Below are 21,791 nucleotides of genomic sequence, written 5' to 3'. Positions count from 1 at the left end.
CTCTATCTCAAGATAGACAGAAAACTTTGAAGAAACCTTTTAGGATTTGAAACTAGAGGGATTCTTGTAGTTTAAGAGTCTTCTTCTCAGACACCTTGTTGATAGTTTGTATCTGCGCTATGGCAGAGCTTGGAGAGTTAGCGATGGACACCATTCGTGTGGCTTTAATCGAGGATCATGACCTTACTCGATTTGGTATTCGTGCCGTTTTACAACAGCAGCCAGAAATTGAAATTGTGGGTGAGGCGCGAGATGGCCGATCGGGACTAAAAATGCTAGAAGCGACCCGTCCTGATGTGGCGATCGTTGATGTGGGCCTGCCGGATATGACTGGAATCGACCTGACTCAGCAGTTTAAGCAGTCACAGCCAACCGCAGATGGAACTCCCAAAACTCAAATCTTGATCATGACGATGCAAGACAACGAGGAGGTCGTTTTGGCGGCCTTTGCGGCTGGAGCAGATTCTTACTGCATGAAAGATGCCAGTCTGACGCGCTTATCAGATGCCGTGAGAACAACTGCCGAAGGAAACGCCTGGGTCGATCCGGCGATCGCCAGAATTGTCTTACATCAGGTTCAACAAGAGCCACCAACTTCCAGCAAAAATTCTGTCAACAGCACGATTAACATCAATCGCCTCTCCAATGAAGACAGCGAAATGATGCTAACGTATCCCCTGACAGAGCGAGAGTTAGAAGTTCTCAAACTGATTGTCGATGGATGCAGTAACGCTCAAATTGCAGAGAAACTGTACATTACGGTTGGCACGGTCAAAACCCATGTGCGAAATATTCTAAACAAGCTCTGTGCAGACGATCGTACTCAGGTAGCCGTGCGTGCGTTGAGAGCCGGACTGGTTAGATAAAAGCGCATCACGAATTGGGGTTCCCTTAAAGAATGCAGAAGTTTGGGAAAACGGTTTGACGCACCTCTACAAGATCCTTTAGAACAGATCTTGTACAAAGATTCTACAAATTAGCCAGTAGGGTTCTAATCTGCTCAACCCGTTTACGATTGACACCCAGATCGCTTTTGCCCAATCGAGACGCAGACCGCACCTGAATCACATTGGTAGAGCGATCGAGGTAAAACTCTACGTCATCTACAAATCCCATTAGGGCGCTGGTAAACTCGGCATACAGATAGTCTTCGCGCTCGATGACAATTTGAGTTTTGGGCAGCGACTCAATGATTTGTTTGAGTTGGGCGATCGCCTGCTCTGGTGCAGATGAGTAGCTCAAAGGGGCAATCTGATGTTCTGCGTCTCCAGCCTGACTACACACACAGTTGGGCGTATCGGGACAGGGTGACAATTGACCATCTTTTACCCCTAGCGTTGTGGGTCGTTTTCCTGCAAACATCGGCATCACATTAAATAAAACAGATTGAATAGAACATGCAGATTTTAACGTGAATTCAATGCAATCCTTCAGTGCAATGTTTCAACAAGAAAGAACCTAAATCTGCGAGTGAGGGACGTTGGCATAGAAAGCTTAAATGGATTGCAAGTCAACACTCTTAAGAATGAGAATTAAATAATATCGAATTTTGTAGAGTAGGTTGAGTAATCGCGAAACGCACCACTAATGATTGAAATTAGTGCGTTTCGCGTCTCTCAATCCACTCTAAGCAATTGTCGGTTTTATTAGACCCACAGTCCCTAATGAGTTAATAATTGTCCAAATGACGTTAATTGAATTCGGGGCAGAGCTATTCAGTTATCCTGCCTTTGCTTGCAAATAGCGCCGTCCGACTTCTGTCCAGTTGACTACGTTCCACCAGTTGCTCAAATATTCAGGGCGACGGTTTTGATACTTTAAGTAATAGGCGTGCTCCCAGACATCATTGCCCATGATTGGGTATAGACCTTCCATCACAGGCGTATCTTGATTGGGCGTTGACATGATTTGAAGTTTGCCACTGCGATCGTGCACCAGCCAGACCCATCCACTGCCAAAGCGATCGGCTCCTGCTTTATTGAACTGTTCCTTAAATTTCTCAAAGCTGCCAAAGGTTTTGGTGATTTCTTGGGCAAGCTCGCCTGTGGGTGCGCCACCGCCTTTGGGACTCATGATTTGCCAATACATCGAGTGATTGACATGTCCGCCGCCATTGTTGCGAAACTTAGTGCGAACCGCTTCGGGCACCTGATCGAGTTTTTGCAGCAACGATTCAACCGTTTGCTTGCTCAGATCGGGATACTCTTTGAGGGCATCATTCATATTTTTGACATAGGTTGCATGATGTTTGTCATGGTGCAACTGCATCGTCTGCGCGTCGATATAAGGTTCTAACGCATCGTAGGCATAAGGCAGAGGGGGCAACACCGCAGGATTAGCGCTCAGTCCCGCAGAAGCCGCTGGAGCCGCTGTAGGTTTGGGCATCGAAGGGGCTTGAGCGTTTGCCTGATAGCTGACAAGCAGAAATGACAGCATGACTCCGATCGCAATCAAGCTGATCTGCTGAAAAAACTTTCTCATGAAGGCTAGACCTCAAAGTTGGGACATTGGACAACAGGAAACAACGCCATGAAAACACATTTATTCCAGGCTCGCAGCTTAGAATCGCAAATTAAACAAAATCGTTATCTGTGGCAAACATTCAGCCCCAATGCAAACACTATCGTTCAATCTTGCATCAACCTGCATGAATCGCGAGTTTAGCGATCGTCGCCGCCCGTCACATCTACCCAAGTAGGGAAATTCGGCGTTGCTTATTGGAGGGATGAATCTGTGGGAAGTGTTAATCTTTTCGCCCCCTAAATCCCCAAAATTGGGTGACTTTGAACCTTGGGGTTCCCGCCGCTTTGGGGCAATTCGTCCCCTGATTCAGTAACACCGAAAATTCTTTCGTCAACTATCTTTTTTGACCGGAAGCTGTGCCACCCGAAACACAGCCTGATTGCGTCCTTTGTGCTTTGCCTCATACAACCCCGCATCAGCCGCGTTTACCAACATCTCAGGCGACAAACTCGCCTCCGGCACCAGACTCGCCACCCCCATACTCAGGGTCACAAACGGAGAAACCCGCGACCCCACATGATCTAATTGCAGCGCCTGTACCTCAAGCTGAATCGCCCTTGCCACCTGCAACGCTCCTTGAGCATCAGTATTGGGCAACAGCACCACAAACTCCTCTCCTCCATAGCGAGCCGCCAGATCCGTTGGTCGTTTTACCGCTTGCTGAATCGCATCTGCAACCCGCCGCAAACAGTCATCGCCCTTGGGATGCCCATAGGTATCGTTGTACCGCTTAAAGTAATCGACATCGCAGATGATCAGCGCCAGAGACCCTTGAGATCGCAGCGATCGTGACCATTCTCGCTCTAGCCACTCATTAAACGTGCGTCGGTTAGCCAATCGGGTCAACTCATCCTGACTCGACAAAATACTCAAACGCTGGGCCTCAGCCGCCGTCATCACCGTTGCGGATGTAAGAATCGCGATCGACACAGGCACCACAGGCACCCACCAGCCCACAATCAGCAACCCATAGCTCAACGCAACCACTCCCGACATCAGCAATAGCGTGAAGGCAATTTTGTGGGGACGAGCAACCTGACGAGCGTTGATCCAAAACCCGACATAAGCAACCAGCACAATCAGCAACCATTCCGCCCACTTGGGCAACACTTGCATCAGCGGTCGATCGTCTAAAACAGCGCTAATAATCTGACTGGTGACATTGGCATGAAGCTCAACACCCGACATTGGCTCAGGGCTGGAGCCAGACGCACTGCTATAGGACGTAAAAAACACATCCGAATCGCCAACTGAGGTATTGCCAATCATCACAATCCGATCTTTGAGCAATAGATCAGGAATGCGGTCTTCTAGAATGTCGATCGCCGAAATCATGCGAAATTTGCCCGTTCTCCCCCGTGGGTTGAGCAAAATTTGATAGCCTCCCGCATCTGCGTTGACATAGCCTCCATCGTGCTGCGTCAAGCTCGGAAAGGTGACAGTCTGTAGCTTGAGTACGGGAGATGGGAGATCTGGGTTGATGCCTTTAGCTTCTAGATAATTTAAGGCCAGCCGCAGCCCAAACGACTCGATCGCCGTCGGCCCCTCGGCACTAGGATAAAGCAACCCCCGCCGCACCCGTCCGTCAAAATCGACAACCACATCACTTGCAGAAATGCGATCGTCGTCAATCAACACCCGATTGCCTGCCACCGCCGCACCTTGCTGGTCACCGATAATTTTGGCAATGCCAATCAAGTTAGGAGTCGTTTTGAAGACTTGGAGCAGTTCGGGGTGTCCGGGTGGCGTGGGCAGGCTGCGAAAAAAGTCTAGACCGATGACGCGGGGCTGTTGCGCTCGAATTCGCTTCAGCAATTTAGCCATCACCTGATCAGAAATTTGAGAACTGCCTAACGCACGCAAATCCGTTTCGCCAAAGCCCACAATCACAATGCGATCGTCGTCCGGTTCAGGAGGTCTCAGTTGCAGGAGGCGATCGTAGGCGGCGAGTTCCCAGAGTTGGAAGATGCCCAGCGCCCGCAGCAAAACAATACAGCTTGCCGTGGTGATGCCTGAGAGCCAAAACGCTCGCGTCATGAAACTTTTTGACCCTCGATCGCTAACAGATGGACAACGGTGAGACTAACTGAGTGTAAGAGCATTGACGTGACGGTTTTTAAAGATACAGACGATTAGAGAAAAAACTTGATCAGAGCGAGTCACAGCGTTTGTTTGGGTAGACCCAAAAGCCTAGTAAGAGTCAGCTTAATTATGGTTTGAAGGAAATTCTCAGCCAGGTCAGAAGCTGTGTGCTTTTTGAAGATTTAATATAAGGGGGATTACTGAGACTTCTAGATTAACAGTTTAGCGAAGAATTTAAAAGTCGCCAGACCAAACCAGCAACTCAATCCTTTATAATCATCCATACCTCGCAAACGACTTCAAGAATCCACCTTTTGCCCCAATGTTGTCAGAATAAAGCATCTCAAGCACAACGTGAAGAGACAGACTCAGCTATACGGATACTGGTTTGTAGCTTTTGCAATCAGTATAAAGACTTAAAAATTGAGATCGCTTTCTATCCGATCGTGCCCTCAATCACTCAGAAACTGCTGCTCTACTCCGAGTTAACCCATCAGTTAACCCATCAAAATATTCTCTACCGCTAACGAAATCTTTTGGTAGCACTTGCCACTCGCTGCTGAACCAACCACACATTTCTTAAAAAATCGCAACGCATGATCACTCAAAGTTGGGCAGTTTTTTTGCTTGGTTTGTGCATTTTTGGTTCGCTACCCCTAAAAACGCTGGCGCAGATCCAACCTGCGGCCGACGGTACACGCACGATCGTCACGCCCCAAGGCGACCAATTCAATATCAAGGGGGGTACTCAGACGGGGAATACCTTGTTTCATAGCTTCGATCGCTTCAATCTCACCGCTGATCAGGCTGCCATTTTTCGATCCGATCCGAGCATCCGTAACATTCTCAGTCGGGTGACCGGGGGCGATGCCTCAATCATTAATGGGCTGATTCAGATAACAGGCGGCAACGCTAACCTGTATTTGATGAATCCAGCGGGGGTGTTGTTTGGGGCGAGTGCTCGATTAGATGTGCCTGCTGCGTTTGGGGTGACGACTGCGAATGGGATTGGGTTTGGCAATGGGCGGTGGTTTTGGGCAACGGGAGTCAATGACTATGCCAAGCTGGGGGGCACTCCGATCGAGTTTGCCTTTCTCACACCGCAGTCGGGCAGCATTTTTAACGCAGGTCAACTCATTGTCAAACCGGGACAGTCGCTCACGTTACTAGGAGGCAGTGTTTTAAATACAGGAACTCTGAGCGCTCCAGGGGGTGACATTACGATCGCAGCCATTCCTGGAGAAGCGCGCGTCCGCATTAGTCAAGTGGGGAGTTTGCTGAGTGTAGAATTGCCGTTAGCCAATCAGGGAGAATCACCGCCCACAACACTGCCAAAATCGCTGCCTCAACTCCTCGCCGGAGGAGCGCTCAACGATGCTACCGGAGTGGTCATTGAGAATGGACTGATCAAGCTGACCAGTTCTCCCGCTTTGAGTCACCCGCAAGGAATCATTCTCCAGCCCGGAACAGCGATTATCAGCGGACAGGTTTTGACTCATTCCGCGACGGCCGGGCCCTCCCAGATCACCCTGCTGGGTGACAAAATTGCACTGGTCGATGCCACCCTCAACGCTTCTGGAATAACGGGGGGAACAATTCGCATCGGAGGAGACTATCAGGGACAAGGAATACTGCCGCGATCGCAGTTTGTTTTTGGCAATGACAAGACGCAGATCAGCGCCGAGGGTCTCAATGGGGGCGGTACGATCGTCCTCTGGGCTGACCAGACAATGCGCTTTTATGGCACACTCACCGCACCGGGAGGGCAGGTCGAAACGTCTGGGAAAGAGCGCCTCGATATAACGGGTGCCCGCGTCCAGGCAAACACCTGGCTACTCGATCCTGCTGACATCAACATTGTGGCAGGTGGAACCGGAGCTTTCGCAGGCGGAGTCTTTGATCCAGTCACGAATACCACGATCGATCCGACTACTATTGCAGCAGCGATCGACAACGGAACCAATGTCACGATTACAACCACTAGCGGAACGGGCGGCAACGGTGACATTACTTTGACGGACTCGATCAATCAAACGGGAGGCGGAACAGCTTCACTCTCGCTGATTGGACGACGTTTTTTGCAAAATGACAACGCTACAATTAATCTCAATAGCACAGGAAGTTTGTCGTTTAATCTCAATCAAGTTAATCCAGAAGCAACGCCGCCCACAAGCTCGATTCAATCTGCGATCGCCGCCATTGGCAACGTCTCCGGCAGTCGAACGATTAACCTCTCAGCAGGCAGCTATACCGGAAATACAACGATCAACGTGAATAAATCTGTACTCATTCGCGGAACCAGTCGCTTAAACACTTCGATTAGCGGAGGAGGAACGGCTCGCATTCTACAAATTGCACCGGAAGCAGTCGTAGGCTTAAGTGATCTGACAATCACTGGAGGGAATGCGATAGCTGGATCAGGTGGCGGGATTTTGAACGCAGGTAATTTGGTTATCAATAACAGCACGATTACCAACAATACCACCGGAGAAAGCGGCGGCGGCGTTTACAACGTAGGAGATTTGACGATTCGTAACGCCAACATTTCTAACAACACGGCAGCGATTCATGGCGGCGGTCTCGATACTTCTGAAGGCAACACTACGGTGAACGACAGCACCTTTACCAACAACATCGCTACCATTGACGGCGGCGGCATCAGAATCTCAGGATCAGAAGTCACGCTAACCGTTACCAATAGCCAATTTTTGAACAACACAGCCGGATTTGGGGGCGCGATCGAAGCCTCCCTAAACAGCTTGACCACCATCACAGGCACCACGATCGACCGCAACACCGCAACGGTCAATGGTGGAGGCATTCAAAACGACGACCAAAGCACCCTGATTCTCACCAACAGCAGTCTCTCCAATAATCGTGCCGATCGCGATGGAGGCGGACTGTTTGGGCGAGGCAATTTTACGATCGTCAACAGCACCCTATCCAACAACACGGCTGCCCGTAACGGAGGCGGCATTGCTCGATCAAATCCATCCAACACGACCACCCTTCTCAACAGCACCATCGCCAGCAATCAAGCAGGACTGGAAGGCGGGGGAATTTATGCAGAACCGAATGCGACCGCGACCGTCCTTCGCAACACGATCGTCGCCACCAACGCCAACCCCAATTCGCCGGATGTCCGAGGCAACTTTAACGATCAGGGCAATAATTTAATCGGCATCACAAACGGCCGTACAGGCTTTACTCGCAGCCCGCTAGTCGGCACCGCCACCAACCCGATCGATCCCAAACTTGCCCCCTTGACCCAGAGCGGAACGGTACAAATTCGGGCGTTACAAGTGGGCAGTCCCGCGATCGATGCAGGCAGTAATCTCGATGCCCCTACAACCGATCAGCAAGGTTCAATCCGAATTGTCAGCGGCACGATCGACATCGGCGCAGTTGAGTCAAATTTTGCCGCCGATCCCGTCAGTCCCGATCCGATCAGTGCCCCAAAAATTAATCCGACTGATCTGACGATCGTGTCTCCAGCGCTGTCATCCCTTGCCCAGCTTTCTCAACCCAATCAGGGCATTATCCGTTTAGAGCAATCTTTAAATCGAGACTTTGAGCAATACTTTGGCTTGACGAATTCCTCTCCAGTGAGCACCGCAGACATTCAAAATACGCTGACTCAAGTACAGCAGCAAAAGGGCATTCGGACGGGCATTATTTACGCCATGTTTGTGCCGCGATCGACTCCCCCCGCGCCGCCCACAGGAGAACCTAAAGAGGGGGAGTCAATCTTCCCCCTGCTGCGCCCTCAAAAACGGGACGACGATCGTCTAGATTTGATTTTGATCACCGCCACAGGTCAAGCCATCCGCTATTCCACTACGGCCGATCGCGCGCAGGTCACTCAGCAGGCAAAACTCTTTCGACTGGCGGCTTCTGACGCAGAAGATCCCAATGGATATGTTGCCCTGTCCAAACAGCTTTATGGCTGGCTTTTACAACCTCTCGAACCTGAGTTAAAAAAAGCCCGCATTGTCAGCCTGATCTACTGCCTAGATGAAGGATTGCGAACCGTCCCGATCGCCGCCCTCTCTGACGAAACTGGCTTTGTCATTAGCCGCTACGCCGTCTCAGTAACCCCCAGCATGTCTTTAATCGATCGCAGACTGACCCAGCTAACCGGGCAAACCCTTTTGGCTATGGGAGCCGATCGCTTTCAGGCTCTCGACCCGCTTCCTGCTGTCCCCACCGAACTCAACCTCATCAGCCAACAGCTTTGGAGAGGCAAACGGTTTCTCAATCAAGACTTTACTTTGGCAACCCTGATCGCCCAAAAACAGCAGTTTAATCCTGGAATTTTGCACCTTGCCACCCATGCCCAATTCAACGCGGGTGCCCCCGATCGCTCCTACATTCAGCTTTGGGACACCCAGATTCGATTTAGTCAACTGCGATCGCTACAACTCGATAAGCCTCCGATCGATCTGCTGGTCTTGAGCGCTTGTGCCACTGCTGTCGGTAGCCCGGATGCTGAATTAGGATTTGCGGGATTGGCCGCCGCTTCGGGGGTGCGATCGATCCTCGGCAGCTTGTGGGATGTCTCTGATATCGGCACCCTCGCCCTGATGAGCGAATTTTATACCGAACTGAGAACTGCCCCCACCCGTGTCGAAGCCCTCCGCCGCGCACAACTGTCACTCCTCACGGGCAAAGTCCGAATCGAGAATGGTAGCCTGATTACATCCCAGGGTAGATTTTCGCTCCCAGCTAATCTGACTCCTGCTAAGACGATCGCCTTCATCCATCCTTTCTACTGGTCAGCCTTCACACTCGTTGGCAACCCGTGGTAAGCCCTTAGATCTAACAAATCAGTTGAGGAAACTCATCTGGTCATGCCCCCATCGCTGATCCCCAACCCTCCGGATTCTTGCCAAGAAACTTTGTAGAACACAATTATGTGAATTTGATGCCGTTAAGCCTTGGTGTTTTGCGCTTTCTCCAGTCCCTGAGCAAATCGGGAATCCAGGAGACTTCTCAGGAGACTTCTCAAAGGTGCAACCCTGGCAAAAACTCTGTCGGATTCACCTCAAATCGACGATCGATGCCCGGCTAAAAGTGTCCCCCGCCTAAAGTGATTTCCGATCATTTGAGCCTCTCGGTCAATTCTAATGAGCTTTCTGCCAACTGCCCCCGTTGTGCCATTCTCCGATCGGAGCGTGACAGACGGGGTTTGTTGTTAAAGGGAGCATTAGAGCGCGACCTGTTTTAGACCCGTGAATCCCGTGTATTCCCATCGCACAGATACTCAGAACCATGTCAAACCTCAGATTGCTCCATGCCGTGACGTTGGCTGCGATCAGTTTCTGCTCGATCGTTGTCCTTCCGTCCGATCTCACGGTTCGTCCTTTAGAAATTGGCTCTCCCGCATCGGCTCAAACTCGTCGAGTCCGCTGGACACCCAATCGCAAGCTTGGCAGCGTTCGCAGTACCCTTTCTGGCGGCAGACGAGGACAGGAAATTGTCACTTGTAATAACAACTCCTCTAAGCCCACAGCTCTGACGCTGCTCGTTCCCGACACGGCCGAAGGACTGGTCACCACCGCCAGCAATCCCAGCTTTTTTTGGCACATTGAGACTCCCAAAACGGTGTCAATGAAGTTTGTGCTGTCTGATCCGGCTGTTGCCCAACCTGTGTTTGTCAAAGAGTTGCAGTCTACCAAGTCGGGCATTGTCCAGGTTGATCTTCCGACCAAAAAGCCGCTCAAGATTGGCACGCAATATCGTTGGACGGTCTTAGTCACCTGTAAAGCAGGCGGCACGAGTGAAATCTACGCCAGAAGCTTTATTCAACGGGTAAATAATCCCTTGCTACAGCGCCAAATTCGAGGCAAATCCAATCTCGAAAAAGCGGTCGCCTTTGCCGCCGATGGAATCTGGTACGATGCCCTGGATGCGCTGCTAGAGGCTTACCAAAAAGATCCCAAAAACGCCTACCTGCGATCGGAACTCAAGTCTCTCCTCACCCAGGTGGGCAGCAAACCGATTTTGCAAGTCGCCGATCGAGGACTCTAAAAGGATTGCTCATAAAACAAAGGCTAACGAATGCTAGTAGCTTCGCAAGTGCCTTCGGCAACGCGCCTAAAAGAACAAAGTCTGCCTTCGTAGACTAGACCGATTCAGGCTTTATTAATCGGCATTAATCCGCGAAATGATTTTGTTCTCGTCACTGCGGTTTGAACCGCCAAGCTTGACCAAATTGACGTTAAAAGAATTTCGGTCGATCGTCCCCTCGCTGTCTAGCATGAGAATGGACAATATGGGGCGGAACAATGGTGCGACTCAAAATTTGGCAATGGGCAGTGTTGGGGCTTCCGATCGCCCTGGTCTTTGGCTTTTTGCTCCTAAGTGCCGGATTTCAGATTCACGAGTGGGGTCTTAGCTGGATCTGGGCCGTCTTTGGGGTCGTCTTTGTAGGCTGGCGCTGGCTTTTGGTGAAATGGACACGTCCCGCCCTGGCTCAAGTCGAAGCGATCGTCACCGAACTGGCCGCCGAGCAAGCAGACATTCCCACCAGCGCCTCTGCCACCGTCTCGAGCCAGCAAGCCGATGCTGCGCTGCAAAAAATCCTGCAAGAAACCCGCAGCGATCCCCCCCTGTGGGAAGACTGGAACATCTTCTGGCAGCGCTGTTTACAGCTTATTAGCGCGATCGCCCAAATCTACTACCCCCAGACCAAACAGCCCTTACTCAATATCTACATTCCCCAGGCCTATCGACTGCTACGCGGCACAGTGGATGATTTGGATCAGTGGATGCAGCGATTGGGGCCGGTTCTCAACCAAGTGACGATCGGACAAGCCTATCAAGCCTACGAAATCTACCAGAAGCTAGAACCCTCTGCCCGCAAAGTCTGGCGAGCCTGGAACTGGGCCCAATGGTTGCTCAACCCCGCCGCCGCCGTCGCCCGCACAGCCACCCAACGCACCAGCGATCGCGCCACCCAGGAGCTATTAGGCAACCTCAACCAACTGCTACGAGAAGCAGCCTTGAGAAACTTAAGCAGACAAGCGATCGCACTCTATAGCGGCAGTGCCAGCCCCGGTCTAGAAACCGTCACCCCGGCTCAACCTGCCCTGCCAAAAGCCCAAACCCAAACGCTGCGCGAGATTCTGTCTCAAACCAAGTCACCCGAAGCAATCGCCCAACAGCCTGTCAATTTGCTGCTCGTCGGTCGCACCGGAGCCGGAAAAAGTAGCCTGATCAACACCCTGTTTGTCGAAGCTCAAGCTCAAGTGGATGCTCTACCCAGCACCGATCGCCTGCAAGATTATCGCTGGCAAACCTCCACCGGAGAGGCGCTAACCTTATGGGACACGCCTGGCTACGAGCAGATCAACCGGGGCGAATTGCGAGATCAGGTGATCGACCATGCCGCCCATGCAGATGTAGTGTTGCTGCTTACGCCCGCGCTTGATCCGGCTTTGCAAATGGATCTCGACTTTCTCAAAGATCTCAAAGCTGAAGTCAAAGATTTACCGACTCTGGCGATCGTCACCCAGGTCGATCGATTGCGGCCGATTCGGGAGTGGCAGCCTCCTTATGACTGGCGATCGGGCGATCGTCCCAAAGAAATCTCCATTCGAGAGGCGACGGAGTATCGATCGGGGGTGTTTCAAGAAACCTGTTCGCTGGTGTTGCCATTGGTGACGGGGGGCGATCGTCGTCAGGCTTGGGGAGTCGAAGCGTTGTCGGTCGCGCTGTTGGATCTGATCGATCCCGCCAAACAGTTGCGGCTGGCCCGATTTTTGAGAAATTTGGATGCCCGGACGATCGCCGCCGCCCGATTGATCGCTCGCTATACCTTCCAGATGACCACCACGCAGGGGTTGGCCGCTTTCCTCAAAAGTCCTATTCTCAGCTTTATTTCCACGCTCACGACAGGTTCACCCAGTCTGGCGCTGATGCTGGCTGAGAAGATTCCGATCGAGCAGTTGCCTGTTGTGATTGGCAAACTTCAACTTGCTTACGAGTTGTTTAATCTGCTGACCGCTCAAGAACTCAATCCGCCGACCTTTGATCTGATGTCCTTTTGGGGGTTGTTGTTAGAAAACTCTGCATCGCCCGACAAAAACGCCTGGGCTTTTGGTCACGCTCTAACGGAATATTGGACGCAGCCACTCACTCCAGACCAGCTTCAGGCTCGATTTGAGTACTATTTGCAAGTGGCACAGACCACCTAGAGACTGAAAGTCCCCCAGAATTGGCAGGTTGCGAGCACAAGCACCAATAGCGAAGCGAAAAAACGGCATCAAATTCACAGTCTCGAATCCACATTAATGAGAAGAGAGATTGCTTTTCTTTACCTTTAATGGACGATCGCTCGACTCCTGGGCTGCACCAAAATGCTATAAAAGGTTGCGTGACAGAGCGGCTGATTTGGGCAAACTAAGTTTTAGCCGTCGGATAGTCACCTTAAACAAACTCTTAGATTGACGAAATAGGTAGTATTTAGCATGACGATCGAGCAACTTCAGCCCGCCCCGATGCAGCAAGTCGGAGTTTACGTTCCTTACTATCCCCAGGCGAGTAAGAAGCAACTTCTACCCTATGCGATTAGCCTCTACCAAAAAGGCGCATTAGAAGGTCAGCGAAAAATTGAGGGGGCTGAAAGCATCCCATTTATTGCAACCTGGAATGTGTCTACGCTTCCGGCTGACCTCTGTCGCTGTCGTCTGCAATTTGATGGCAACGCTGAATTGAGCTACGAAATCATGATGGCCAATTTTGAGTTTGTCGATTTCTTGATCGAAGTTGTGATGAATTTTCGCCGCACTCGTCTGGCCGATTTTTCTCAATCCTTTTATCGCAAGCTGCTTAAGCTAGAAGACTAACTTCATCAATTTATGATTTGCGCTGTAGGAGTGTGATTTTTTTTCTTTTGCAGCAATCTTTATACGTAAAATTCCCTCTTATAAATTTAAAATAAGCAGGAAGCGATCTCTGTGAGTTACCCACAAGGGGTCGCTCATTCTTCAGGGATCATCGCCGCGTCCTTTTTACAACTCAGCATGACGATCGAGCAGTTACAGCCTGCTTCTATTCAGCAAGTAGGGCTTTATTTGCCTTACTACCCAGCTAACAAAAAGAAAGTCTTGCCCGATGCCGTTTCGCTACACCAGACGGGAGCGATCGAAGGCAAACGCAACATCGAAGGAGCCTCAGACATTCCCTTTATCGCTACCTGGAATGTCTCACCCTTGCCTGCGGATCTGTGTCTCTGTCGGATTCAGTTTGATGGCAAAGCCGAATTGAGCTACGAGATCACAATGGAAAACTTCAAATTTGTTGATTTTTTGATCGAGGTGCTGATGCAATACAGACAAAGCAATGGGCAGATTACAGACTTTTCGCGATCGTTTTACCGCAAGCTCCTGCGCTTTGAAGATTAAGCTCTGATGAAAGGGCTTTTTGAGGCTGTTTTTTTGTGATAGATTTTTGCAATCCAAACATTGTGTCGCCTCAATGAAACCGCCAGCGTTGAGAATCAGGTTCGACAAAACGGTGCGCTTTACCCACAGCCCCCTTGCGATCGCGAGTTTGACTTTTCTCAGCTTGATTTTGACACAGGTTTCTTCTTCCCAATCCCAGGGTGCACCTCCAAAACCACAAGCCAGCGCTGCGCTAGAACAGGGATTTGTTTCGCGATCGCAGGGAGATGCGGTCAATGCTTACGCCGCCTTTGAGCAAGCAATCCGGCTGTCTCCAAATTATGCCGAAGCTTATGTAGCCAAAGCTGGTCTTTTGTTTAAACAGGGCCGCTCGATCGAAGCGATCGCCGCCTACGACCAGGCCCTCAACTTGAACCCTAACCTCGTCGCTGCCTATCTAGGAAAAGGACAAGCCCTGGCCCGACAAGGCAAACGCAACGAAGCCAGAGAACTTTTAAGATCCGCCGAAAGCACCTTCCAATCTAAGGGCGACCCTCAGCAAGCAAAAATCATTCGGCATTTACTGCCAAAGCTTTAAGGCGAATTCAATGAAAACGTACCAGTGAGAAGGGCGACTTCTGAGAAGTTCGACGAAGTTTTTTCGCTGCGGTGTTCAGCACTTCTGCCCGCAAGCTGCCAATTTTGAAGGATCTTCGCCCAGATTTTGGCTTCTTTCATCCCTCATCCCTCATCCCTCATCCCTCATCCCTCATCCCTCCAAAGCGGGTAGTTCTTCCAGGATCATGAATCGGACGTGATTGAGCGCCAGATCACCGATCGACAAATCAAACAAATCACCGACCGGAACACCGCCACTTCTCAGCGACTCAAATGTGATCCCTTTGCCGATTTCTGCATGAAACCAGGGCAGCCCCATAAAAAAGCGAGTGGGATAAGGGCCGCGATCGATAATATCGTCCGGGTTTGACTCCATTGGCAGCCAGCCAAATCCAGGCACGTAAAACTCAATCCACACATGGTTATAGTCTGGTTCTAGAGGAATGCGCTGACGTTCGGGGTAGGGCGGACATTTGTAGCGGCCCACCGTCCGGCAGGCGATGCCATTGAGTCGAGCCAGTGCCAGCAAAACGCCCACATATTCGCCACAGGAACCAACGCCCCGCTCGATTACAACATCTGGAGAATCAATGTGAGGCTTGATCCCATAAGAGAGGCGATCGTAGACATAGTTGCGAATTTTGAGAATCTTCCGCAGCAGGTTGGTTTCGGTGCCGATCGCTTCTTTGGCCGCCGCTTGAATAATGGGCGTGTCCATTGCTAGTTCGTCATCGTCGATCAGATACTGGGCTTGATATTCAGGCGGGAGATCGGGCGCTTTGTACACATCTTCTGGCGAGAGTTGGTACTTGATCCCGCGCACTTCTAGCAGCGCTTTCCAGCCAAAAATGTGGCGTTCGTCAGACTTGAGCGAGTCAAACTTAAAGACGGCGACCCGCTGACCTGCCTGAACTTCTTCGGTAAAGGGAATGCCGATCGCTTCGACCGATCGCACCGTTTGCCGATGAGTTTCTGCGGGGAGCGCAATTCGCCATTCCAGATCTTCCAGGCTCACTTCGTCAAGCGGCAGCAATTCTTCGACATAAGACATCTCGACCAGATAGCCATTTGACAGCGCGTATCGACCTTGTTTGTCGTAGCGAAATTGAAGCGGATGAATGAACGTGCGATCGCGATAGGCCAATTCGTGGCTGGGGTCTTCGTTGGGATTGTCTCGAATGTAAACCTCTTCGCTGGCGTAGGAGACAAATAAAGTCGGCTTTCCAGTCGTGGGATCGGTGACAAACGCCAATCCAGTCGGACTTTCAAACGGAGTCAATACGCTGAAGTTGAGTTCTCCGGTGGCGCGATCGAGACAATACACTGTCTGCTCGGTGCGATCGCACAGCCAAAGTTCTTCATCGCGCACAGTCAGATTGGTCGCGCCCACTCCAGGTAGCGGAAACTGGGTGATCTTGAGTTTGGTGTCTCGCTGGTAGATCGAGATGTAGCCCAGCTTTTGAGAAGTCACATAAACAGTAGACTGCCAAACGCCCACCCCATCGACGGCATAAGGCAACGTGACAAACAATCGAGGGGTGAGATCATCAAAGCTACAAAAGTAGACGCTATTTTCTAGCGCAAACCAGATGGTGTCCTCTGCAACCGCCAACCCAGTCGCATCAACAAATTGCTCAGTATGACAAGCGTTGACGATCGTCGTATTGTCGGTGGCGGGATCAATCTGCGTCAAAAACCCGCGAATGGAGTCGATTGCCAACAGTCGATCGCGCCAGACGGCCAATCCATTGAGGGCGTAAACAGCGATCGGGCGAATCGTTCTCATCGGGATCGGGTGAGGAGCGGTATGAGTAGGGAACTGGTCGTGAGAGATGCCGAGATTAAGCATCGGAATTTAATGTAATCCGTAAATACGAATGATCATAAACATAACTGTCAATTGATCAATGTATCTAGAGAGGCGCTCTGCAAAATAGCATGGTCAGAGAAGTTAAGTTTGAGAGCGATCGCCCATTCTCCAGCCTCAAAAGCAAAAGGAATCATCAGGAATCATTTAGGTTGTGCCTTTAGATAGACTTTACCTTTGGAGAAGCCTCTTATGCTAAGAAGTGTAAAGCTAAGAAATGTGAAGCACCTAGGAGCATTCCCATGAAATCTACCACTAGCACCGATTTACCTCCCGTTTCGACTGCATACAATGGCAAAGACCGTAACGCTTTTCTGTTTGGTTGGAGTCCTCAAGCCGAGCTTTGGAACGGTCGCCTAGCGATGATTGGCTTTTTGGCTTACCTGGTCTGGGATCTGGCTGGCTTTAGCGTTGTGCGTGACGTATTGAACATGGTTAAGTAGTCCGTTGGCAAACGTCGATTAACATTTAGTCAAATAGTCAAAAAGTGGGAATGGTTTGCAGAAAGCAGGCTGTTCCTATTCTTTTGACGACTTTAGGTGGTTGAGACTGGCGAATACTGTTAGCTTCGCAAGTGCCTTCGGCAACGCGCCTAAAAGAACAAAGTCTGCCTTCGCAGACTAGACCTATCTAGGGGGTTGTTAATCCGCGACGGCGGATTTTGTTCTCGTAGCTGCGGTTTTAACCGCCAAGCAAAAAGTTTTGTCAGTCAACCAGGCGAATGCTGTTAAGTGCCTTCGGCAATGCATCAATGAGAACGAATGCCTTTTGGGGGACGTTTTTGACTCAAAAATTTAAAGCGAGTCTCTACCTTTAGTGGGATAGTTCAAAATGGTGAGATTGACAAATCCTGGAGAAGGTTATGGCACAGATTATTGCGTTGGCAGCCTTTGTTGCCCTGGTCGGTGGGGCGATTTTTGGCTATTCGCGCTTTGAGAAAAAGAATAAGCAAGCGCAAGTCGTCGAGCGAGTTCAGCCTTCTTTACCCCAATCTTTGCCCCAATCTCTGCCGCCAGTTGCGACGGTTGAGAAGCCAAAATCATCCTATCAGTCGCCCCCGATCGCCGACCCGTGGGAAGTCGAAGAAGCGGTCTCAGACCCAACTCCCGAACCGATGATCGAAGCAGAAGAAATCCGTCGATCGTCCGTTGAAGACATCAGTTTGCCTCCAGCGATTCACGATCCGCGCCGTCCTCAAAGTGCCAGCTTAGAGACTATCAGCCAGGAGGTTTTGGCCTGGGGTCGCTCAAAACAACTCAAACATTTGCCCAAATTGATTCAATACACTCGACATTCGAGTCCTGTGATTCGCGGATATGCAGCAATGGCGATCGGCGAAATTGTCTCTCCCCACAGGGTCACAACCGAGGTAGAAAAAGTGATCCCAATTTTAGGCAAGCTGACTCAGGATTCTAGTATGCAGGTGAGACTGTTTGCTATCAAAGCGTTAGGCTCGATTCAGTCAGAAAAAGGGTTGCCCTATCTGCAAAAGGCGCTAGTGAGTTCGTCGGGCAGCGTGATGCAAGCCGCCAATGCCGCCATCCAAAAGTTAAAGCTCAACTATGGAATTGTGTCCGTCAAGCCAATCAAGAAGATTCATAAGTAACGAATTTGTGAGCTTTCATCCCTCATCCCTCATCCCTCATCCCTCATCCCTCATCCCTCATCCCTAATTATCCTCTCGCCCATTTCCCATCTCGCCTAGAGCCGCGACGATCGCTTCAGCTTCTCCACTAATGCGCCACAGGGTGCGGCTGGCTTCTTTGCTGACGAGTTCGTACTCTCCTTTAAAGGCCTCGATCAGACTGGGAATCGCTGACTTAGCCTCTGGGCCAATACACCCCAGCGCATAGGCCGCCACCCAGCGAACCTGCCAATCTTCATCTTTGAGTGCCGCCGTCAAAGCGGGAATGGCCCCTCTCGCGGTCGCATTAAAACTGGACAACACCCAGGCCGCCGTACTGCGGACATAAGCAGGCTTTGATTCTAAAGCACCAATCAACGCAGGAATGGCCATCGTGCCCAACTTGCCCAAACTTGCGATCGCTTCTCCACTCACCCGGCGATCGTCATCTCGCAACCGTTCGATTAGGGCTGGAATGGCAGTTCTCGCTTCGGGGCCGATTTGTCCGATCGCTCTCGCCACTTCTCGCCGAATTCGCCAGTCTCGGTCTTGAAATTCTCGAATCAGAGCAGGCAAAACCGCTTTGGTCGCTGGCCCCAGTTCTCCCAATTCACGAATGGCATCCAGTCTCAGCAGCGTGTCCCCGGTTGAGAGTTGAGGAGCAAGACGGCGCATTCGCTGGTCAACTTGAGCTTTTCGCAGGGTTTCGGCACTCAGCCCGACTCGTTTGCCCAATTCTTCTAACACATAGTCGGGCACGTCAGTTTCTTCGGCGCGCGTCAAACAACAATCTCGCATCGCTAAAAGGAAGCCCTGAATGCTTTCGGGGGCACCGGGCATCGAGTCCGCCAGCAGCAGCCAGTCGTCCCAGAGGGGTTTTTGGTTGGTGTAAAGCTCGACTAAATGTAAGGCTGCGAGACATTCGGCCAACGGGTCGAGGGCAAAACAGATCTGATCCTGAGCGGGCCCGATCGCCTGAATCACCCGCAGTCGTTTTTCTAAGTGTTTGAGTCGCGCTTTGACCGTTTCACTATCGGCACCTGTCGCGGCTTCCAGTTCTGCCAGAATGGTATCTCGCTTGGCAGGCGCAGGATGGTAGTACTGTTTCAGGCATTCCCAGGCAATGATTTTGGCATCTTCATGAACGGTGAGATTGTCGGGTTCGTCTGGCGTGGCATCCCGATTTAACTCATTTAAATAACTGAGCATCAGATCGGGGATGTTATCCGGCAGATTTTCTTCGGCAACGTCTTCTTTTTTGGCGATCATCTGCTCAGCGTAGAGCTTGGCCAACAGAACGGTGATGTTGCGCTGACCGACCATCTTGGACAGTTGGCTACAGGCATCAAAATATTCAGAATCGGTGAATAGTTCTCGTTTGCTGCGTTGAGTTAGATAGGCTTCTAAAAAGGAAGATAGGCGGTTGCCCTCGATGCGAAGTGGTTTGATTGTGGTCTTGGGCACTTCGTCCAGGGTTTCTTCGACTCGTGACGTAACAATCAGCGCATTTGCCGGAAAGTCAGGATGACCGGGGCGAATCTGTTCGCGGGTGGCTTCGCTGAGTTCGGAGAGGCGATCGACAATCACCACAATTCTGCGTTGCCGGAGCAGCCGTTCGAGAAACTCGTCAGATAGAGGATCAGAGGCATCGATCAAGGCTTGCAGTTGGCCGCGAATCGCCTCCCGAAAAGGATTCTTATCGTCCGGCAGCTTAAAATCTAATTCTTGTTCGATCAACACGGGCAACATGCGATGACGACAGAGCCGCGACGTTTTATCATCCGCCATCGCCCACTTGGCCAAATGACAGGCCAGACTAGTCTTGCCAATGCCGCCTTCTCCCCAAATCAAGAGGCACTGCCGCCCATCCCAAAAGGTCGTGTGCAAATCGTGACTGGCCAGTTCAGCAACGGTATTGCCATCCAACACGACGGGAATCGGAATGTAAACCTTACGATCGCTCACCGTATTTTTGTGGGCAAACGCTTCTCGCGCTACGTCAATCTGCTGACGAACCCAGGCATCCAAAACCCGTGGGTGATAGTGAAACCAGCCGACAAATAACACAAACCGCAGGGGAACTTTGACGCTGCCACCCAGCGGACTGGGAATCTCAAAATCGGTGTAGGGCTTGAGGGCGTTGTTGAGTTTGAGCAGCCATAAGGGACGTGCTAAAAGGACGATCGCCCACAAAGACGGCATGGTCATGAGATAGAGTAGAATGCTCGCGATCGCGGGATTAGACTGTCCCCATTCAAACACCCGTTCAAATAGCCGCGACTCTTTCTCATTTTTGAGCACGCTAAGAGAACGCCGCACCGCCGCCAGCACTTCTTCGCTAAATCCTGCCTGGACATCTTCAAGAACGGGCAACGCTTTTTCGAGATTGGTGTAAGCGTCGGATAGCTCTGTCGTGTTGAGCGATCGGGCTTTATCTTGCAAAACGCCTGCAATGCGAGTCAGAGCGGCCGCCGTACTCAAGCGCACTGCCGGATTCTCATCTTTGAGCGCTTTCACCAATTCAGGTAGGGCAGACTTTGCCTCTAGTCCAATTTTGCCCAAAGCGGCCGCCGCATACTGACGCACATCTTTATCTAAATCCGACAGCGCGGTGGTCAATTCGGGAGTTGCTGACTTTGCTTCAGATCCAATTTTACCCAGGGTCAAAGCTGCAAATGATCGCGTGTCTCGATCGCTGTGTCGCAATGCTCTCGTCAATTCTGGTACGGCTGCCCCCGCGTCTAGGCCAATACTTCCCAGGGCGGTAATCGCTTTGAGTCGAATATCTTTATCGCCATCGGTGAGCAACTGAGCGAGGATTTTGACCGATCCCTTAGATTCCGACCCCAGCTTGCCTAGCGTGACGATCGCCCCCACTTGGACTTCTTTTTGAGGGTCAGAGAGGGCTTGCGTCAGATCAGGAACGGCCAATTTTGCGTCTGCTCCCAGGTTAGAGAGCGCGTAGATCACTTTGAGCCGCACCGCCAGTTTAGAATCGTTGAGCGTCGCCACCAGGGCTGGAACCGCTGACTTAGAGGCTTCGCCAATTTTTCCGAGAGCAGTCGCCGCCTCGCCTCGAATCTGGGGATCTGAGTCCGACAAAGCCACTGTCAAATCGGGTACCGCAGAACTGGCCACGCTGCCAATTTCCGCCAGCGCCTTGATCGCCTTGACCCGAATAGACAGATTACGGTCGCGCACCAATTCTGCCAGCATCGAGACCGCGGATTTTGCTTCGGCCCCCATTTCACCCAGAATCTGAATCGCAAACAATCGCACTTTTGGCTTTTCTTGAGGATTTTGAGCCACCTTCACCAGGGCTGGAATTGCTGAAACTCCCAGCCGTTTGAGCGAGGCCACTCCATCTGGAGACTGGCGATCGGCCAGTTTGCTAAGTTGGGACGATGAAATCTCAGTCGCGTCGAGGCGATCGAGTCCTTGGGTCGGATGAAGTCCGATCGACAGACACAAAAGGCTCAAGATCAGAAGAAAGTTTTGTCGGGTGCGCGTAGCCATGCCAGAACGCCTGCAAAAATGGGTAGTCGATGCAGGGGTGCCGTAAAAAGATTGGGGGTGCGATCGCGTCTAAGTGAAACCTTTAAGTGAAACCTTCAAAGGCTATCTGCGTAAAATCTAGTAGAAATTTCCTACGATGACTGCGATCGGTAATACTTGGCAACCCTGATACCGT

At 51.2% G+C, this 21,791-nt stretch carries 15 protein-coding genes; 9 read left to right on the top strand and 6 right to left on the bottom strand.

From position 1 onward, the window contains the following. The first annotated feature begins 143 nt into the window (after positions 1-143). Positions 144-866, top strand: coding sequence for a response regulator (locus ACKFKH_RS10320; RefSeq protein WP_446858195.1), 723 nt, complete (start codon positions 144-146; stop codon positions 864-866). A gap of 103 nt (positions 867-969) precedes the next feature. Here ACKFKH_RS10320 and ACKFKH_RS10315 read toward each other — a convergent pair whose 3' ends face one another. The 3 genes from ACKFKH_RS10315 to ACKFKH_RS10305 form a co-directional block, all read right to left on the bottom strand. After that, positions 970-1,362 (bottom strand): DUF1499 domain-containing protein, encoded by a 393-nt coding sequence (locus ACKFKH_RS10315; protein ID WP_446858194.1) that lies wholly within the window; start codon positions 1,360-1,362, stop codon positions 970-972. A gap of 357 nt (positions 1,363-1,719) precedes the next feature. Continuing rightward, the gene (locus ACKFKH_RS10310) at positions 1,720-2,481 is read right to left on the bottom strand and encodes a superoxide dismutase (RefSeq protein ID WP_446858193.1); all 762 of its coding nucleotides are present in this window, start codon (positions 2,479-2,481) and stop codon (positions 1,720-1,722) included. Positions 2,482-2,853: 372 nt separating this feature from the next. After that, positions 2,854-4,560 (bottom strand): CHASE2 domain-containing protein, encoded by a 1,707-nt coding sequence (locus ACKFKH_RS10305; RefSeq protein ID WP_446858192.1) that lies wholly within the window; start codon positions 4,558-4,560, stop codon positions 2,854-2,856. A 641-nt stretch (positions 4,561-5,201) separates the two neighbouring features. On the opposite strand from ACKFKH_RS10305, the gene ACKFKH_RS10300 reads away from it, so the two are divergent. Next, the gene (locus tag ACKFKH_RS10300) at positions 5,202-9,413 is read left to right on the top strand and encodes a CHAT domain-containing protein (protein ID WP_446858191.1); all 4,212 of its coding nucleotides are present in this window, start codon (positions 5,202-5,204) and stop codon (positions 9,411-9,413) included. Positions 9,414-9,728: 315 nt separating this feature from the next. Here the strand turns inward: ACKFKH_RS10300 and ACKFKH_RS10295 are convergent, their stop codons facing one another. Further along, a complete protein-coding gene (locus ACKFKH_RS10295) occupies positions 9,729-9,878 on the bottom strand; it encodes a hypothetical protein (protein WP_446858190.1) in 150 nt (49 codons plus the stop codon). On the opposite strand from ACKFKH_RS10295, the gene ACKFKH_RS10290 reads away from it, so the two are divergent. The 5 genes from ACKFKH_RS10290 (at position 9,877) to ACKFKH_RS10270 (ending at position 14,589) form a co-directional block, all read left to right on the top strand. Then, complete coding sequence (locus ACKFKH_RS10290; RefSeq protein WP_446858189.1) at positions 9,877-10,635, top strand: DUF928 domain-containing protein; 759 nt, start codon at positions 9,877-9,879, stop codon at positions 10,633-10,635. The two genes, ACKFKH_RS10295 and ACKFKH_RS10290, sit on opposite strands and share 2 nt — an antisense overlap. 257 nt (positions 10,636-10,892) lie before the next feature. Then, positions 10,893-12,803, top strand: a complete 1,911-nt coding sequence (locus ACKFKH_RS10285; protein ID WP_446858188.1) for a GTPase — start codon at positions 10,893-10,895, stop codon at positions 12,801-12,803. A 273-nt stretch (positions 12,804-13,076) separates the two neighbouring features. After that, a complete protein-coding gene (gene ebsA, locus ACKFKH_RS10280; protein ID WP_446858187.1) occupies positions 13,077-13,454 on the top strand; it encodes a type IV pilus biogenesis protein EbsA in 378 nt (125 codons plus the stop codon). 111 nt (positions 13,455-13,565) lie between these two features. Then, entirely contained in the window at positions 13,566-14,012 is a 447-nt protein-coding gene (gene ebsA, locus ACKFKH_RS10275) for a type IV pilus biogenesis protein EbsA (protein WP_446858186.1), read from the top strand. A 73-nt stretch (positions 14,013-14,085) separates the two neighbouring features. After that, the gene (locus ACKFKH_RS10270) at positions 14,086-14,589 is read left to right on the top strand and encodes a tetratricopeptide repeat protein (RefSeq protein ID WP_446858185.1); all 504 of its coding nucleotides are present in this window, start codon (positions 14,086-14,088) and stop codon (positions 14,587-14,589) included. A gap of 171 nt (positions 14,590-14,760) precedes the next feature. On the opposite strand, the gene ACKFKH_RS10265 is transcribed toward ACKFKH_RS10270, so the two are convergent. Next, complete coding sequence (locus ACKFKH_RS10265) at positions 14,761-16,395, bottom strand: transglutaminase domain-containing protein (protein WP_446858184.1); 1,635 nt, start codon at positions 16,393-16,395, stop codon at positions 14,761-14,763. 323 nt (positions 16,396-16,718) lie between these two features. On the opposite strand from ACKFKH_RS10265, the gene ACKFKH_RS10260 reads away from it, so the two are divergent. Continuing rightward, the gene (locus tag ACKFKH_RS10260) at positions 16,719-16,919 is read left to right on the top strand and encodes a chlorophyll a/b-binding protein (RefSeq protein WP_446858183.1); all 201 of its coding nucleotides are present in this window, start codon (positions 16,719-16,721) and stop codon (positions 16,917-16,919) included. Between the two features lie 419 nt (positions 16,920-17,338). Beyond that, positions 17,339-18,082: a HEAT repeat domain-containing protein gene (locus tag ACKFKH_RS10255; RefSeq protein WP_446858182.1), complete on the top strand. Its 744-nt coding sequence runs from the start codon at positions 17,339-17,341 to the stop codon at positions 18,080-18,082. A 63-nt stretch (positions 18,083-18,145) separates the two neighbouring features. Here ACKFKH_RS10255 and ACKFKH_RS10250 read toward each other — a convergent pair whose 3' ends face one another. Then, on the bottom strand, positions 18,146-21,616 hold the full coding sequence (locus ACKFKH_RS10250) for a HEAT repeat domain-containing protein (protein WP_446858181.1): 3,471 nt from the start codon (positions 21,614-21,616) through the stop codon (positions 18,146-18,148). Positions 21,617-21,791 lie beyond the last annotated feature (175 nt).

It is taken from the genome of Phormidesmis sp. 146-20, from assembly GCF_052939475.1.
The sequence above is the reverse complement of the archived record's forward strand: the minus strand, read 5'-3'. Positions and strand labels throughout refer to the sequence as shown.

Excerpts from the sequence above, each read along its gene's own strand:
- ACKFKH_RS10320 (WP_446858195.1), top strand. The coding sequence starts at position 144 with ATGGACACCATTCGTGTGGCTTTAATCGAGGATCATGACCTTACTCGA.
- ACKFKH_RS10315 (WP_446858194.1), bottom strand. The coding sequence starts at position 1,362 with ATGTTTGCAGGAAAACGACCCACAACGCTAGGGGTAAAAGATGGTCAA.
- ACKFKH_RS10310 (WP_446858193.1), bottom strand. The coding sequence starts at position 2,481 with ATGAGAAAGTTTTTTCAGCAGATCAGCTTGATTGCGATCGGAGTCATG.
- ACKFKH_RS10305 (WP_446858192.1), bottom strand. The coding sequence starts at position 4,560 with ATGACGCGAGCGTTTTGGCTCTCAGGCATCACCACGGCAAGCTGTATT.
- ACKFKH_RS10300 (WP_446858191.1), top strand. The coding sequence starts at position 5,202 with ATGATCACTCAAAGTTGGGCAGTTTTTTTGCTTGGTTTGTGCATTTTT.
- ACKFKH_RS10290 (WP_446858189.1), top strand. The coding sequence starts at position 9,877 with ATGTCAAACCTCAGATTGCTCCATGCCGTGACGTTGGCTGCGATCAGT.
- ACKFKH_RS10295 (WP_446858190.1), bottom strand. The coding sequence starts at position 9,878 with ATGGTTCTGAGTATCTGTGCGATGGGAATACACGGGATTCACGGGTCT.
- ACKFKH_RS10285 (WP_446858188.1), top strand. The coding sequence starts at position 10,893 with ATGGTGCGACTCAAAATTTGGCAATGGGCAGTGTTGGGGCTTCCGATC.
- ebsA (WP_446858187.1), top strand. The coding sequence starts at position 13,077 with ATGACGATCGAGCAACTTCAGCCCGCCCCGATGCAGCAAGTCGGAGTT.
- ACKFKH_RS10270 (WP_446858185.1), top strand. The coding sequence starts at position 14,086 with ATGAAACCGCCAGCGTTGAGAATCAGGTTCGACAAAACGGTGCGCTTT.
- ACKFKH_RS10265 (WP_446858184.1), bottom strand. The coding sequence starts at position 16,395 with ATGAGAACGATTCGCCCGATCGCTGTTTACGCCCTCAATGGATTGGCC.
- ACKFKH_RS10260 (WP_446858183.1), top strand. The coding sequence starts at position 16,719 with ATGAAATCTACCACTAGCACCGATTTACCTCCCGTTTCGACTGCATAC.
- ACKFKH_RS10255 (WP_446858182.1), top strand. The coding sequence starts at position 17,339 with ATGGCACAGATTATTGCGTTGGCAGCCTTTGTTGCCCTGGTCGGTGGG.
- ACKFKH_RS10250 (WP_446858181.1), bottom strand. The coding sequence starts at position 21,616 with ATGGCTACGCGCACCCGACAAAACTTTCTTCTGATCTTGAGCCTTTTG.